Origin of the sequence: Verrucosispora sioxanthis (assembly GCF_010560025.1) — a bacterium.
GTDB lineage: Bacteria > Actinomycetota > Actinomycetes > Mycobacteriales > Micromonosporaceae > Micromonospora > Micromonospora palythoicola.
Genome location: NZ_SAIY01000004.1, coordinates 262,306 through 275,456, shown reverse-complemented (window position 1 = coordinate 275,456; position 13,151 = coordinate 262,306). Strand labels below are relative to the sequence as shown.

The window sequence follows — 13,151 nt, the reverse complement described above, 5'->3', positions numbered from 1 at the left end:
AGACACTCATTCGCAGCGAGGGAGTAGCAGCATGGCGGGTCGACTCGCGGTCATCGGTGCCGGTCTGATGGGTTCGGGCATCGCCCAGGTGGCGGCGCAGGCCGGCTGGCAGGTGGTGCTGCGGGATCTGGACGAGACGGCGACGACGCGTGGTCTGGACGGCATCCGGCGGTCGCTGGCGAAGTTCGCGGAGAAGGGCAAGCTCTCCGACGACGAGGTCGAGGCGACGCTCGGGCGGATCACCACCACCACCGAGCTGGAGGCGGCCGGCGACGCGGACATCGTCGTCGAGGCGGTCTTCGAGAAGCTGGAGATCAAGCACGAGGTGTTCCGCGCGCTGGACAAGATCTGCAAGGCGGACGCGGTGCTGGCCACCAACACCTCGGCGATCCCGGTGACCCAGATCGCGACGGCCACCGAGCGCCCGGAGGCGGTCGTCGGCACCCACTTCTTCTCGCCGGTGCCGATGATGAAGCTCTGTGAGCTGGTGCGTGGCTACAAGACCAGCGACGCCACCCTGGAGCGGGCGAAGTCCTTCGCCGAGGAGATCGGCAAGACCGTCGTGGTGGTGAACCGCGACATCGCCGGCTTCGTCACCACCCGGTTGATCTGCGCCCTGGCCATGGAGGCGGTCAAGCTGGTCGAGGCCGGCGTGATCTCCGCCGAGGACCTGGACATCGCCTGCCGGCTCGGCTTCGGGCACGCGATGGGTCCGCTGGCCACGGTCGACCTGACCGGTGTCGACGTGCTGTTGAACGCCACCCGCAACATCTACACCGACACCGCCGACGAGAAGTTCTTCCCGCCGGAGCTGTTGCAGCGCATGGCCACCGCGGGCGATCTGGGCCGCAAGACCGGCCAGGGCTTCTACTCGTACTGACGCCGCCGTGGGGGAGGGCCCGGCGGGCCCTCCCCGTGGCTCAGCCGTCGCGGCGGGTGGTCCACCGGAAGGTGGTCAGGCAGAGCACCAGGCCGATCACGCACCAGACGCCCAGCACCACGGCGACGCGGGTCAGCTCGAACGAGCCGCCGGGCTCGTCCGCGCCGAAGCTCTCCGGCAGGAAGACCGCCCGTAGCCCCTGGCACATCCACTTGAGTGGGAACAGCGCCGCCACCTGCTGCATCCAGCTCGGCAGGTTGGTGAAGACGAAGAACACCCCGGAGATGAACTGGAGCACCAGCGCGACCGGGGTGACCACCGCCGAGCCGCTGCGGGCGGTCCGGGCCAGCGACGAGATGGCGATGCCGCAGAGCGTGCAGGCGGTCACCCCAAGGGCGCTGACCCAGCCGAAGGTCACCCAGGCCGTGGTGGTGGTCGGCAGCTCCAGGTCGAACAGCGTCACCGACACCGCGAGCAGCAGCGCGGTCATCACGACACCGGTCACCAGCACCATGATCACCTTGCCGGCGAACCAGACCCACTTCGGCATCGGCGTGCCCCGGTAGCGCTTGAGCACCCCCCGGTCCCGCTCGATCGGGATCCAGATGCCGAGGTTCTGGAAGCTGACCGTCATCAGGCCGGTCGCGATCATGCCGGTGATGAAGTACTGCGTGTAGCTCACCCCGGGGGCGATCTCCTCGTCGAAGATCGACGCGAAGATCAGCACCATGATGAGGGGGAAGCCAAGCGTGAACACGACGGACTCGCGGCTGCGCAGGAACTGCCGGATCTCCAGCCGCCCCTGCCGCAGGGCGAGGCCGGCCGGACCGCTCCGCCGGGCCGGAGCTGCCGCGGTGACCGGCTCCGCCGGTCTCGTCGTGGTGGTCATCGGTGTCCGATCATCGTCAGGTAGATGTCTTCGAGGGTGGGCCGGGTGACGGTCAGGCCGGGCACCTCGCCGCCGAAACGCGCGGCGAGGTCCGCCACCAGCGCCGTCGGCGTCGCGCTCTGCGCGCTGTCCAGCGTGCCGTCCGGAGTACGCCAGGAGACCGTGGCCAGCGCCTCCTGCCGGTTGCCGAGCTGGTTCGGTGCGGCGACCTCGACCAGCCGGCCGCCGGTGATCACGCCCACCCGGTCGGCGAGCGCCTCGGCCTCGTCCAGGTAGTGCGTGGTCAGCACGATCGTGGTGCCGGCGGCGGCGAGATCACGGATCAACTCCCAGAACTCCCGCCGGGCCTCCGGGTCGAAGCCGGTGGTCGGCTCGTCCAGGAAGAGCAGTTCCGGGCGGCCGATGATGCCGAGCGCCACGTCGAGCCGGCGCTTCTGTCCGCCGGAGAGGGTGTGCGTCCGGGCGCGGGCCTTGCCGGTCAGCCCGACCCGTTCGATCACCTTGTCGGGGTCGTCGGCGTCGGGGTAGAAGCCGGCGAAGTGGTGCACCACCTCGGCGACGGAGAGTTCGTCGAACTCACCGGTGCCCTGAAAGACGATGCCGACCCGCCCCCGCCAGTCGCGCGTCGGGTTGGCCGGGTCGACGTCGAGAACGCGTACCTCGCCGGCGTCGCGCTGGCGGTAGCCCTCCAGGATCTCCACGGTGGTGGTCTTGCCGGCGCCGTTCGGCCCGAGCAGGGCGAACACCTCGCCCCGGTGGACGTCCAGCTCCAGCCCGGCGACCGCGGGGCTGCCGCCGTACGTCTTGCGCAGCCCTCGGACGCGGATCGCGACGTCGTCACTCATGCCGTCAAGTGTGCGGCCCGCCGTGACCCGGCGTCCGCACCGGGGGTGGTGGAGGTTGTGTGGTTTTGCACAACCCGTTCTACTGAACGGTAACTTAGACTCCGGCCATGGACGAGAAGGCACTCATGGGCCGGCTGCCGGAGCGGGACCGTCCCTGGGTGATGCGGACGTACGCGGGGCACTCCTCGGCCGCCGCGACGAACGCCCTCTTCCGTCGCAACCTGGCCAAGGGGCAGACCGGCCTGTCGGTCGCCTTCGACCTGCCCACCCAGACCGGGTACGACCCCGACCACGAACTCGCCACCGGCGAGGTCGGCCGGGTCGGCGTCCCGGTGTCGCACCTGGGCGACATGCGGGCGCTGTTCGACGGCATTCCACTGGCCGACATGAACACCTCGATGACCATCAACGCGCCGGCGATGTGGCTGCTCGGCCTCTACGGCACGGTCGCCAGCGAACAGGGTGCCGAACCGGCCCGCTGCGCCGGCACCACCCAGAACGACATCATCAAGGAGTACCTGTCCCGGGGAACGCACATCTTCCCGCCGGCCGCCTCGCTGCGACTGACCGCCGACGTGATCGCGTACACGCTGCGCGAGATGCCGCGCTGGAACCCGGTGAACATCTGCTCGTACCACCTCCAGGAGGCCGGGGCCACGCCGGTGCAGGAGGTGGCGTTCGCGCTGGCCACGGCGGTGGCGGTGCTCGACGCGGTGCGCGAGGGCGGCCAGGTGCCGGCGCGGCGGATGGGCGACGTGGTGCAGCGGATGTCGTTCTTCGTCAACGCCGGGGTGCGGTTCGTCGAGGAGATCGCCAAGATGCGCGCGTTCGGCGCGCTGTGGGACCAGCTCACCCGCGACCGGTACGGCGTGACGGACCCGCGGCAGCGCCGCTTCCGGTACGGCGTGCAGGTCAACTCCCTCGGCCTGACCGAGGCGCAGCCGGAGAACAACGTGCCGCGGATCGTGCTGGAGATGCTCGGGGTCACCCTCTCCCGGCAGGCACGGGCGCGGGCGGTGCAGCTGCCGGCCTGGAACGAGGCGCTCGGCCTGCCCCGACCGTGGGACCAGCAGTGGTCGCTGCGCATGCAGCAGGTGCTCGCCTACGAGTCGGACCTGCTGGAGTACCCGGACCTGTTCGACGGCTCGCACGTGATGACCGCGCTGGTCGACGAGATCGTCACCGGTGCCCGGGCCGAGCTGACGACGGTGCTGGAGATGGGTGGCGTGGTCGCCGCCGTGGAGACCGGTTACCTCAAGAGCGCCCTGGTGGCCTCCCTGGCCGAGCGGCGGCGACGGATCGAGGCCGGCAGCGATGTGGTGGTCGGCGTCAACCGGTTCACCGAGACCGAGCCGTCGCCGCTGACCGCCGCCGGTGCCGAGGCGGTCGAACAGGTCGATCCCGCCGTGGAGATCGCCGCCTCGGCGGCCGTACGCGCCTGGCGGGCCGACCGCGACGCGGCGGCGGTGGACGCCGCCCTGGCCCGGCTGAGCGCGGACGCCGCGACCAGGGCGAACCTGATGACGGCCACGCTCGAGTGCGTTCGGGTGGGAGTGACCACGGGGGAGTGGGCGGCGGCCCTGCGCCAGGTCTTCGGCGAGTACCGGGCACCCACCGGTCTGGTGGGCGGGTCCGCGAGCGGCGGTGACGACGGGCTGGCCGAGGTCCGCGCCCGGGTCGCCACCACCGCCCGCGAACTGGGCAACGCGCGGCTGCGACTGCTCGTCGGCAAGCCCGGCCTGGACGGGCACTCCAACGGCGCGGAGCAGATCGCGGTCCGCGCCCGCGACGCCGGCTTCGAGGTGGTCTACCAGGGCATTCGGCTCACCGCCGGGCAGATCGTGGCCGCCGCGGTGGAGGAGGACGTGGACCTGGTCGGGCTCTCCGTGCTCTCCGGCTCGCACCTGGCGGCGGTGCCGGCGGTGCTCGACGGGTTGCGGGCCGCCGGCCGACCGGATCTGCCGGTGGTGGTCGGCGGCATCATTCCCACCCGGGACGCCGATCAGCTGCGCGCGGCCGGGGTGGCCCGGGTGTTCACCCCGAAGGACTTCGCGCTCACCGAGATCATCGACGAGCTGGTCACCGTCATCCGGCAGGCGAACGAGCTGTGACGCGCGGACCCCGGCGGGTGGCCGGGATCCGCGCGGACGGCGCGCTCAGCGGTGGTCGTAGGTCATGCAGTCGGCCATGTCGGCGTCGGGACCGACCCGGATCGCCGGTGCCTGGCACTCCAGTTGCTCGTTGTGCCGGCAGTCGGCGCGCTGGCACGCCCCGACCTGGGCGATCTGCCCGTCGAGACCGGCCCGGACGGCGGGCATCTCGATGAAGGTGTGGCAGTGGGCGTGGTCCAGGCTGCCGATGGTGATGGCGAAGGCGTGGCAGTCGCCGGTGTGGTTGTACGCGCACGCGGCAACCACGCACTCCTGGACCCGGGGCATCTCCATTGCTGCGGTCATGACCCAACCTCCTCCGTTGATTGCCCCAATTTTAGGCTTTAGGGCGGGTTGAGGTGGTGATTCGGTCGAGCCGGTGACCCGGGCTCAGACGCGGAAGCCCGCCTCGCGTGCCGCCTGCCGCTCCCGACGCCGGTCCGCCCGGCGGCGCAGCAGCCACGGCAGGACGAGCACGAGGCCGACCAGGAACGCCAGCACCAGCACCGGCAGGATGATCGCGACGAGCGACATGACCACGCTCGTGGCGTCCTCGGCGGTGCTCGCCACCGGCGCCCCCAGGCCCGCCGTGGTGGCGTTGATGACCGGCCGCGCGGTCGACTTCAGCAGGTGGACGCCGAGCGCGATGAGCACCCCGACCAGCACCGGCAACCACTGGCCGCCACTGGCGAAGAAGCTGTCCGGGTCGCTGACCGTCACCGTCTCGGACGCCGAACCGGCCCCGAACGCCAGCCCGCCGGCCGTCGGCCGGACGACCGTCTGCACCATGTCGTTGACGTGGTCCACCACGGGCACCTTGTCCGCCACGACCTCGACCACGAGCAGCACCGCGAGGATGCCCAGCACCCACTCGTTGCCGAGCCACTGCCACCCGCCAGGCAGGTCTATCACGCTGGTGTAGCGGGCCAGCAGGCCCGTCACCAGCAACGGAATGTAGGCGTTCAGCCCCGCCGAGGCGGCGAGGCCGGTACCGGTGAGCACTTCGAGCACCAGCCCAGCATGGCACCGGCACGCCAGCGCCGCTCGGTGGCGACGGCCGGTGACTCCGCTACCCTGCTCGGGTGCGGTTGGTGATTGCGAAATGCTCGGTGGACTATGTCGGACGCCTCTCGGCCCACCTGCCGCCGGCCACCCGGCTGCTGATGGTGAAGGCGGACGGATCGGTCTCCATCCACGCCGACGACCGGGCGTACAAGCCGTTGAACTGGATGAGCCCACCGTGCCGGCTGGAGGAGGCCCCGGGCGTCTGGCGGGTGGTGAACAAGGCCGGCGAGGAACTGCGGATCACCCTGGAGGAGATCTTCCAGGACACCTCGTACGAGCTGGGTGTCGATCCCGGGCTGCGCAAGGACGGCGTGGAGGCCCACCTCCAGGAGTTGCTGGCGGCCAATCCCGAGACGCTGGGCGACGGGTACACCCTGGTCCGTAGGGAGTACATGACCGCGATCGGCCCGGTCGATCTGCTCTGCCGCGACGCCAACCAGGGCACGGTGGCCGTCGAGGTGAAGCGCCGGGGCGAGATCGACGGGGTGGAGCAGCTCACCCGCTACCTGGAACTGCTCAACCGTGATCCGTTGCTCGCCCCGGTTGCCGGGGTCTTCGCCGCGCAGGAGATCAAGCCGCAGGCCCGGGTGCTCGCCACCGACCGGGGAATCCGCTGCGTGGTGGTCGACTACGACCGGCTGCGGGGCATCGAGCGCGACGAACTGACGCTCTTCTAGCCGGTCACCGGCCGTAGATCAGCTTGACCGCCTTCACCAGCCGGCTCACGTCGGCCTCGGTGCGCTCGAAGGTGGTCGACGGCAGCAGCGAACGCCCCCGGCGGCGGGTGACGGCCTTGGCCCGGGCGAACTCGCGCAGCCCGTCCTCGCCGTGGATGCGGCCGAAGCCGGACTCGCCGACCCCGCCGAACGGCAGGGTGGACATGCCGGCGAAGGTGAGCGTCGAGTTGACCGAGGCCATCCCGGAGCGCAACCGCCGGGCGATCGCGACCGCGCGCCGCTGACCGAAGACCGAACCACCCAGCCCGTACGGCAGGGCGTTGGCCCGGGCGAGTGCCTCGTCGGCGGTGCGGACCCGGTTGATGGTCAGGGTGGGGCCGAAGGTCTCCTCGCGTACGGCGGCAGCCTCCTCCGGCACCTCGACCAGCACGGTCGGGTGCGCGTACGGCGGGCGTACCGCGTCCGGCCCGCCGAGCACCGCCCGACCACCACGGGCCACCGCGTCCTCGATGTGCCGTCGGATCACGTCGAGTTGGCTCGGCATGGTGATCGGGCCGATGTCGGCGTGGTCGGGGCCGACGGTGAGCCGGCCGGCGCGCTCGACGACCTTGTCGACGAACGCGTCGAAGACCGGCTCCACGGCGTAGACCCGTTCGATGCCGATGCAGGTCTGCCCGGCGTTGGTCATCGCTCCCCAGACGCAGGCGTCGGCGGCGGCGTCCAGGTCGGCGTCGGCGTCCACGATCATGGCGTCCTTGCCGCCGGCCTCCACCAGCACCGGGGTCAACGACTCGGCGCACGCCGCCATCACCTTCTTGGCGGTGGCCGTCGAGCCGGTGAAGGCGAGCTTGTCGACGCCGGCCCGGCACAGGGCGGCGCCGACGTCACCGAGTCCGTGCACCGCGGTGAGGACCGGATGTTCGGGCACCACCTCGGCGAAGCTGTCGACGAGCCACTGACCGACGACCGGGGTGTACTCGCTGGGCTTGAAGACCACCGCGTTCCCGGCCGCCAACGCGTACGCGATGGAGCCGATCGGGGTGAAGACGGGATAGTTCCACGGACCGATCACGCCGACCACGCCGTGCGGCTGGTACTCCAGGTGGGCCGAGAACTCGGCGAGCACGAGCCGCGAGCGGACCCGCCGGGGGCCCAGCACCCGCCGGGCGTTACGGGCCGCCCAGTCCACGTGCTCCACCGTGGTCACGATCTCGACGAGTGCGTCGGCGACCGGCTTGCCACCCTCGGCGTGCATCAGGGCGGCCAACTGCTCCATCCGCTGGGCGAGCAGCCGCCGCCAGCGCAGCAGCCGCTCCCGTCGCCCGGTGAAACCGAGCCCCGCCCACCACTGGCCGGCGGCGCGGGCCCGCTCGACGGCGCGTTCGACGTCGACCGCGGTGGCGACCGGGACGCGCCCGGCTTCGTCGCCGGACGCCGGGCTGGTCGAGATCAGGTGGTTGCCCTGGACCGCTGGGGTGCCGGGGGGTAGCACAGCCGTCATGGCGGAAGTCTAGACGCGAGAATTACTCGCCGGTAGGGGTGGGGAAACGGGCGAATCCTCCCAGCCGTCCGGCCGGTTGAATCGGACGAACCGCTCGTCCCGCCCGGTAGTTCCGTCGCCGGGCGCCGTGGAATATGTGAACACAAAGCACCCGGACGGTTACCGGTACGCATCCGGCTGGATGGTGGAGGTGGACGCCCCGTGGTGAAACGCTGACCCGGGATCGTCACACGGGTGGAGGGGCTGACCGTCCATGGAGGAACATCCGCAACTGATGCCGCTGCTGACGGTGGCTGCCGGGCCGATGCGGGGGTGGCGCTTCCGGCTGCCGCGCCGGCCGCAGGTGATCGGCCGTGATCCGGCGGTCGACATCGTGGTGCACGACCCGCACCTGAGCCGGCGGCATGTCGAGATCTGGCGGGGCGGTGAGGGTGCCTCTCTGGTGGATCTCGGATCCACGAACGGCACCTGGGTGAACGACCTCCGGGCAACCGAGGTCGTCCGGCTCAGCGACGGCGACGTGATCCGGATCGGCGGTACCGAGCTGAGGTTCTTCGACCCGGGCGTGGCCCGCACGGATCCGGTGGGCCTGAGCTTCGAACTGCCGCGCCAGGAGCGACGACCGATCCGCCCGCTGCCCGCGACGGTCCCGACACCGGTGGTGCCCGGGCAGGCCGGCGTGCCGGACGGGGTGGTGGTCGGCGTCCACCGCTGACGACCGAGTCTCGGTCCCCGTGCCGGGGGCCCGGAAGTCGCGTGCCGGCCTGCATCCGTGGTTTCCGGCCACAGTTCCGGCCAGGACGCGTGGGTGTCCGCCACCCAAGGGGGCCCGGCCCCGTGGGTGCCGGCCACATGGACCGGCGGTGTCGATCGTGGCAGCATGCCGCGGATGGAGAGCCAGCAGCGCAACGTCACCGCGAACGGAATCACCCAGGCCGTCCGGGTGGCCGGACCTGTCGACGGCGTGCCGGTGCTGCTCGTGCACGGCAACTGCTCCTCGGCCGCCTTCTGGGAGCCGCTGGTGCGCCGCCTGCCGCCGACTCTGCGGGTGGTCGCGCCGGACCTGCGTGGCTACGGCGCCACGCAGACCGCCCCGGTCGACGCCACCCGGGGCCTGACCGACTTCGCCGACGACGTGGCGGCGTTGCTCGACGAGCCGTCGCTCTTCGCCGACGGCGCCCGGCCCGTGGTGGTCGGCCACTCGCTCGGCGGCGGAGTGGCGATGCGAATGCTGGTGGACCACCCCGACCGGATCGCCGGGCTGCTGCTCGCGGCACCGGTGTCCCCGTACGGCTTCGGCGCCACCCGCGACCTGGCCGGCACGCCGACCACGCCCGACCTCGCTGGCTCCGGCGGCGGCACGGCGAACGGTGACTTCGTCGCGCGGCTGGCCGCCGGTGACCGCGGCGCGGAGGCCGGACCAGCCCGCGCAGCGTGCTGCGGGCGGCCTACGTGGCGGACCCCGCCTGCCTCGGCGACGACGAGGAACCGCTGCTCGACAGCGTGCTCTCCACCGCCACCGGCCCGGACAACTACCCCGGTGACGCGGCGAGTTCGCCGAACTGGCCGGGTAGCGCGCCGGGCGACCGTGGCGTGCTCAACGCGCTGGCGCGGTTCCGGGTCGCCGAGGAACTGGTGGCCGTGACACCGAAGCCTCCGGTCACCTGGATCCGCGGCGACTCCGACGTGATCGTCTCGGACACCTCACTGTTCGACCTGGCGCAGTTGGGGGCGCTGGGCGTGGTGCCCGGCTGGCCCGGGGTGCAGGAGTGCCCACCGCAGCCGATGATCGGACAGACCCGCGCTGTGCTCGACCGGTACGCCGAGACCGGCGGCAGCTACCGGGAGGTGGTGCTGTCCGGCTGCGGGCACAGCCCACACCTGGAGCGCCCGGCGGAGTTCGTCGCCGAACTGCTCGCCCTCGCCGGGGTCGCTCCCGACTGAGCCGGGTCCGCTCCCGACCCGCCGGTCGACCGCTGACCGGGTCGGGCGGGTAAACCGGGACATCGGTGACATGTGCCACGACGCCTCGACAACGGTGCGTCACATGGCAGACTCGCGCGCATAACCTTAGCGGCCGTTAATGTCCGGCCGTGTCGTTGCGCACAGGGGAGGCCGGGGTCGTGACGCGCGAGTTCACCAGCGTGGGTGTGGTGGGTCTGGGCACCATGGGTGCCGGCATCGTCGAGGTCTTCGCCCGCAACGGCATCGACGTGGTGGCCGTGGAGATCTCCGACGGCGCACTCGACCGGGGGCGGGCGAATCTGACCGGCTCGACCGACCGGGCGGTGGCCCGGGGCAAGCTCGCCGAGGCCGACCGGGACGCGCTGCTGGGCCGGGTCACCTTCGCCGTCGGGCTGGACGCGCTGCACTCGGTGGACCTGGTGATCGAGGCGGTACCCGAGCACCTCGACCTGAAGCAGCGGCTCTTCGCCGAGCTGGATCGGGTCTGCAAGCCCGAGGCCATCCTCGCCACCAACACCTCGTCGCTGAGCGTGACCGAGATTTCCGTGGCCACCGCGCGCCCCAACCAGGTCGTCGGCATCCACTTCTTCAACCCGGCGCCGGTGATGAAGCTGGTCGAGGTGGTACGCACGGTGGTCACCTCCGCCGACGTGGTGGCCGACGTGGAGGCGCTCTGCAAGCGGCTCGGCAAGGTCGACGTCACCATCAGCGACCGGGCCGGGTTCATCGCCAACGCCCTGCTGTTCGGCTACCTCAACCACGCCGTGGACCTGTTCGAGTCCCGGTACGCCACCCGCGAGGACATCGACGCGGCCATGAAGCTCGGCTGCGGACTGCCCATGGGTCCGCTGGCGCTGATGGACCTGATCGGCCTGGACACCGCGTACGAGATCCTGGACACCATGTACCGGCGTGGTGGCCGGGACCGCCGGCACGCCCCGGTGCCGTTGCTCAAGCAGATGGTGACCGCAGGACTGCTCGGGCGGAAGTCCGGCCGGGGTTTCTACACCTACGAGCGGCCCGGCTCGCCGAAGGTCGTACCGGACGAGCAGACGCCGACCACGACGGAACCGGCGGTGACCGGCGCGACCCTGACCAAGGTTGGCATCGGGAGCGCGAGGAGTGAGCTTGCGAGCCCCGCAGTCGTGACCAAGGTCGGCATCGTGGGTTCCGGGACCATGGCGACCGGGATCATCGAGGTCTTCGCCAACGCCGGCTACGAGGTCGTGTCGGTGACCCGGGGCGCGGAGCAGTCGGCCAAGGTCTTCGAGGCGGTGCGGACGTCGCTCAACAAGGGCGTGGTCCGGGGCCGGCTCAGCGAGGTCGACCGGGATGCCGCGCTCGGTCGGATCAACTGGTCGGCGACGCTGGACCACCTGGCCGACGTGGACCTGGTGGTCGAGGCGGTGGTCGAGGAACTCAGCGTCAAGAAGGCCCTCTTCGCCAGCCTGGACGAGATCTGCAAGCCGGGTGTGGTGCTGGCGACCACCACCTCGTCGCTGCCGGTGATCGAGATGGCGATGGCCACCCAGCGCCCGGCCGACGTGGTGGGTCTGCACTTCTTCAACCCGGCCCCGGCGATGCCGCTGGTGGAGATCGTCCGGACGATCCGTACCTCCGCCGAGACCGTCACCACCGCGCAGGTCGTCAGCGCCACGCTGGGCAAGACCGGCGTGGTCTGCGGCGACCGGTCCGGTTTCATCGTCAACGCGCTGCTGTTCCCGTATCTCAACGACGCGGTGCGGATGCTGGAGGCCAGCTACTCCACCGCCGACGACATCGACCACGCGATGAAGCTGGGCTGCGGCTACCCGATGGGGCCGTTCGAGCTGCTCGACGTGGTGGGCCTGGACGTGGCGCTGGCCATCCAGCGGGAGCTGTACCTGGAGCTGCGCGAGCCCGGGTTCGCCCCGGCACCGCTGCTGGAGCACCTGGTCACCGCCGGCTACCTGGGCCGCAAGACCGGTCGGGGGTTCCGCGACCACACCCGCCGCTGACCGGGTCGCGACGGCTCGACCGTACGCTTGACGACGTGAGTCCCCGTCGTAACCGTCCCCGCCGCGACGACGCGGTGCGCCTCGACGCCGAGCGCGCCCGGCACGGCGTCGCCGCGGTCCAGCAGTGGCGGGACGGGGAGTGGCAGGTGCGCGGCATCAGCGGCGGCGCGTCCACCAAGACGTACCGCTGCCCCGGTTGCGACCAGGAGATCCGGCCCGGTGTGGCGCACGTCGTGGCCTGGCCGGCGGACGGCCGGGGCGATCTCACCGACCGTCGGCACTGGCACACCGGTTGCTGGCGTGCCCGCGACCGACGGGCCCCGGTGATCCAGCGGGGTCGGCGAAACGGGAGACTGGAGGCATGAGCGCACCGATCCGTGCCTCCTCGATCCTGCCCGGGCATCGAGAGGACATCGAGCTGCACACCGCGGACGACCTGCGGTTGGTCGGCGAGTTGGCCCGCCCGGTCGACCGGGAACCGGCCGCGACCCTGGTCTGCCTGCATCCGTTGCCCACCCACGGCGGAATGATGGACAGCCACCTGTTCCGCAAGGCGGCCTGGCGTCTGCCCGCCCTGGCCGACCTGGCCGTGCTCAGGTTCAACACCCGGGGCACCAGCAGCGTGCGCGGCACCAGCGAGGGCAGCTTCGACTCCGCCGTCGGCGAGCGCTTCGACGTCGCCGCCGCCATCGAGTACGCCGAGTTCCACGAACTGCCGAACGTCTGGTTGCTGGGTTGGTCGTTCGGCACCGACCTGGCGCTGCGCTACGGCTGCGACCCGGCGGTGACCGGCGCGATCCTGCTCTCCCCGCCGCTGCGCTATTCCGGCCCGGCCGATCTGGCCCAGTGGGCCGAGTCGGGAAAGCCGGTCACCGCCCTGGTGCCGGAGTTCGACGACTACCTGCGCCCGGAGCAGGCCCGCGAGCGGTTCGCGGCGATCCCGCAGGCGGAGGTGGTCGGTGTGCCCGGCGCCAAGCACCTCTGGGTCGGTGACGCCGAGACCGCGCTGGACGAGGTGGTGCGGCGGGTCAACCCGGCGGTGCCGGTGCCGCTGCCGACCACCTGGGACGGCCCGATGGAGACCGGCGACGCCAGCGCGTACGCCGACCGGACGGTCGCCGCGTTCGCCGACGTCCCGGTGTCGGGCCCACCGCAGCGCCAGGCCGACTGAACCGCGCTGGC

General features: G+C 71.5%; 13 protein-coding genes and 2 pseudogenes. 10 read left to right on the top strand and 5 right to left on the bottom strand.

Annotation, left to right across the window (positions count from 1 at the left end):
- Window positions 1-31: 31 nt before the first annotated feature.
- Window positions 32-880, top strand: coding sequence for a 3-hydroxyacyl-CoA dehydrogenase family protein (locus ENC19_RS14020; protein WP_164447633.1), 849 nt, complete (start codon window positions 32-34; stop codon window positions 878-880).
- 40 nt (window positions 881-920) lie between these two features.
- Here the strand turns inward: ENC19_RS14020 and ENC19_RS14015 are convergent, their stop codons facing one another.
- Both ENC19_RS14015 and ENC19_RS14010 read right to left on the bottom strand, forming a co-directional pair.
- Entirely contained in the window at window positions 921-1,769 is an 849-nt protein-coding gene (locus ENC19_RS14015) for an ABC transporter permease (RefSeq protein ID WP_164447632.1), read from the bottom strand.
- The gene (locus tag ENC19_RS14010; RefSeq protein WP_164447631.1) at window positions 1,766-2,614 is read right to left on the bottom strand and encodes an ABC transporter ATP-binding protein; all 849 of its coding nucleotides are present in this window, start codon (window positions 2,612-2,614) and stop codon (window positions 1,766-1,768) included. The genes ENC19_RS14015 and ENC19_RS14010 overlap by 4 nt, the downstream gene beginning before the upstream one ends.
- Window positions 2,615-2,721: 107 nt before the next feature.
- Between ENC19_RS14010 and ENC19_RS14005 the strand changes: the two genes are divergently transcribed.
- Entirely contained in the window at window positions 2,722-4,725 is a 2,004-nt protein-coding gene (locus tag ENC19_RS14005; protein ID WP_164447630.1) for a protein meaA, read from the top strand.
- A gap of 45 nt (window positions 4,726-4,770) precedes the next feature.
- Here ENC19_RS14005 and ENC19_RS14000 read toward each other — a convergent pair whose 3' ends face one another.
- Together ENC19_RS14000 and ENC19_RS13995 are read right to left on the bottom strand one after the other, a co-directional pair.
- A complete protein-coding gene (locus ENC19_RS14000; RefSeq protein WP_164447629.1) occupies window positions 4,771-5,070 on the bottom strand; it encodes a DUF1540 domain-containing protein in 300 nt (99 codons plus the stop codon).
- Window positions 5,071-5,154: 84 nt separating this feature from the next.
- Complete coding sequence (locus ENC19_RS13995) at window positions 5,155-5,775, bottom strand: DUF4126 domain-containing protein (RefSeq protein WP_164447628.1); 621 nt, start codon at window positions 5,773-5,775, stop codon at window positions 5,155-5,157.
- Window positions 5,776-5,846: 71 nt separating this feature from the next.
- On the opposite strand from ENC19_RS13995, the gene nucS reads away from it, so the two are divergent.
- Window positions 5,847-6,506 (top strand): endonuclease NucS, encoded by a 660-nt coding sequence (gene nucS, locus ENC19_RS13990; protein WP_164447627.1) that lies wholly within the window; start codon window positions 5,847-5,849, stop codon window positions 6,504-6,506.
- A 4-nt stretch (window positions 6,507-6,510) separates the two neighbouring features.
- Here the strand turns inward: nucS and ENC19_RS13985 are convergent, their stop codons facing one another.
- Window positions 6,511-8,007: an aldehyde dehydrogenase family protein gene (locus ENC19_RS13985; RefSeq protein ID WP_164447626.1), complete on the bottom strand. Its 1,497-nt coding sequence runs from the start codon at window positions 8,005-8,007 to the stop codon at window positions 6,511-6,513.
- 253 nt (window positions 8,008-8,260) lie between these two features.
- Between ENC19_RS13985 and ENC19_RS13980 the strand changes: the two genes are divergently transcribed.
- The 7 genes and pseudogenes from ENC19_RS13980 (at window position 8,261) to ENC19_RS13960 (ending at window position 13,140) form a co-directional block, all read left to right on the top strand.
- Complete coding sequence (locus ENC19_RS13980) at window positions 8,261-8,722, top strand: FHA domain-containing protein (protein WP_164447625.1); 462 nt, start codon at window positions 8,261-8,263, stop codon at window positions 8,720-8,722.
- A gap of 174 nt (window positions 8,723-8,896) precedes the next feature.
- Complete coding sequence (locus ENC19_RS30255; protein ID WP_328824243.1) at window positions 8,897-9,652, top strand: alpha/beta fold hydrolase; 756 nt, start codon at window positions 8,897-8,899, stop codon at window positions 9,650-9,652.
- A complete protein-coding gene (locus ENC19_RS30250; RefSeq protein ID WP_328824242.1) occupies window positions 9,601-9,951 on the top strand; it encodes an alpha/beta fold hydrolase in 351 nt (116 codons plus the stop codon). The genes ENC19_RS30255 and ENC19_RS30250 overlap by 52 nt, the downstream gene beginning before the upstream one ends.
- Window positions 9,952-10,130: 179 nt before the next feature.
- Window positions 10,131-11,037, top strand: a pseudogene (locus ENC19_RS31825) (3-hydroxyacyl-CoA dehydrogenase family protein); the annotation flags it as partial.
- Between the two features lie 83 nt (window positions 11,038-11,120).
- Window positions 11,121-11,969, top strand: a pseudogene (locus ENC19_RS31820) (3-hydroxyacyl-CoA dehydrogenase family protein); the annotation flags it as partial.
- A gap of 74 nt (window positions 11,970-12,043) precedes the next feature.
- Window positions 12,044-12,334 carry a hypothetical protein gene (locus tag ENC19_RS13965; protein WP_164447918.1) on the top strand — a complete coding sequence of 97 codons (291 nt, stop codon included), beginning with the start codon at window positions 12,044-12,046 and terminating at the stop codon, window positions 12,332-12,334.
- Window positions 12,331-13,140 carry an alpha/beta hydrolase gene (locus tag ENC19_RS13960; protein ID WP_164447623.1) on the top strand — a complete coding sequence of 270 codons (810 nt, stop codon included), beginning with the start codon at window positions 12,331-12,333 and terminating at the stop codon, window positions 13,138-13,140. The genes ENC19_RS13965 and ENC19_RS13960 overlap by 4 nt, the downstream gene beginning before the upstream one ends.
- Window positions 13,141-13,151: the final 11 nt, after the last annotated feature.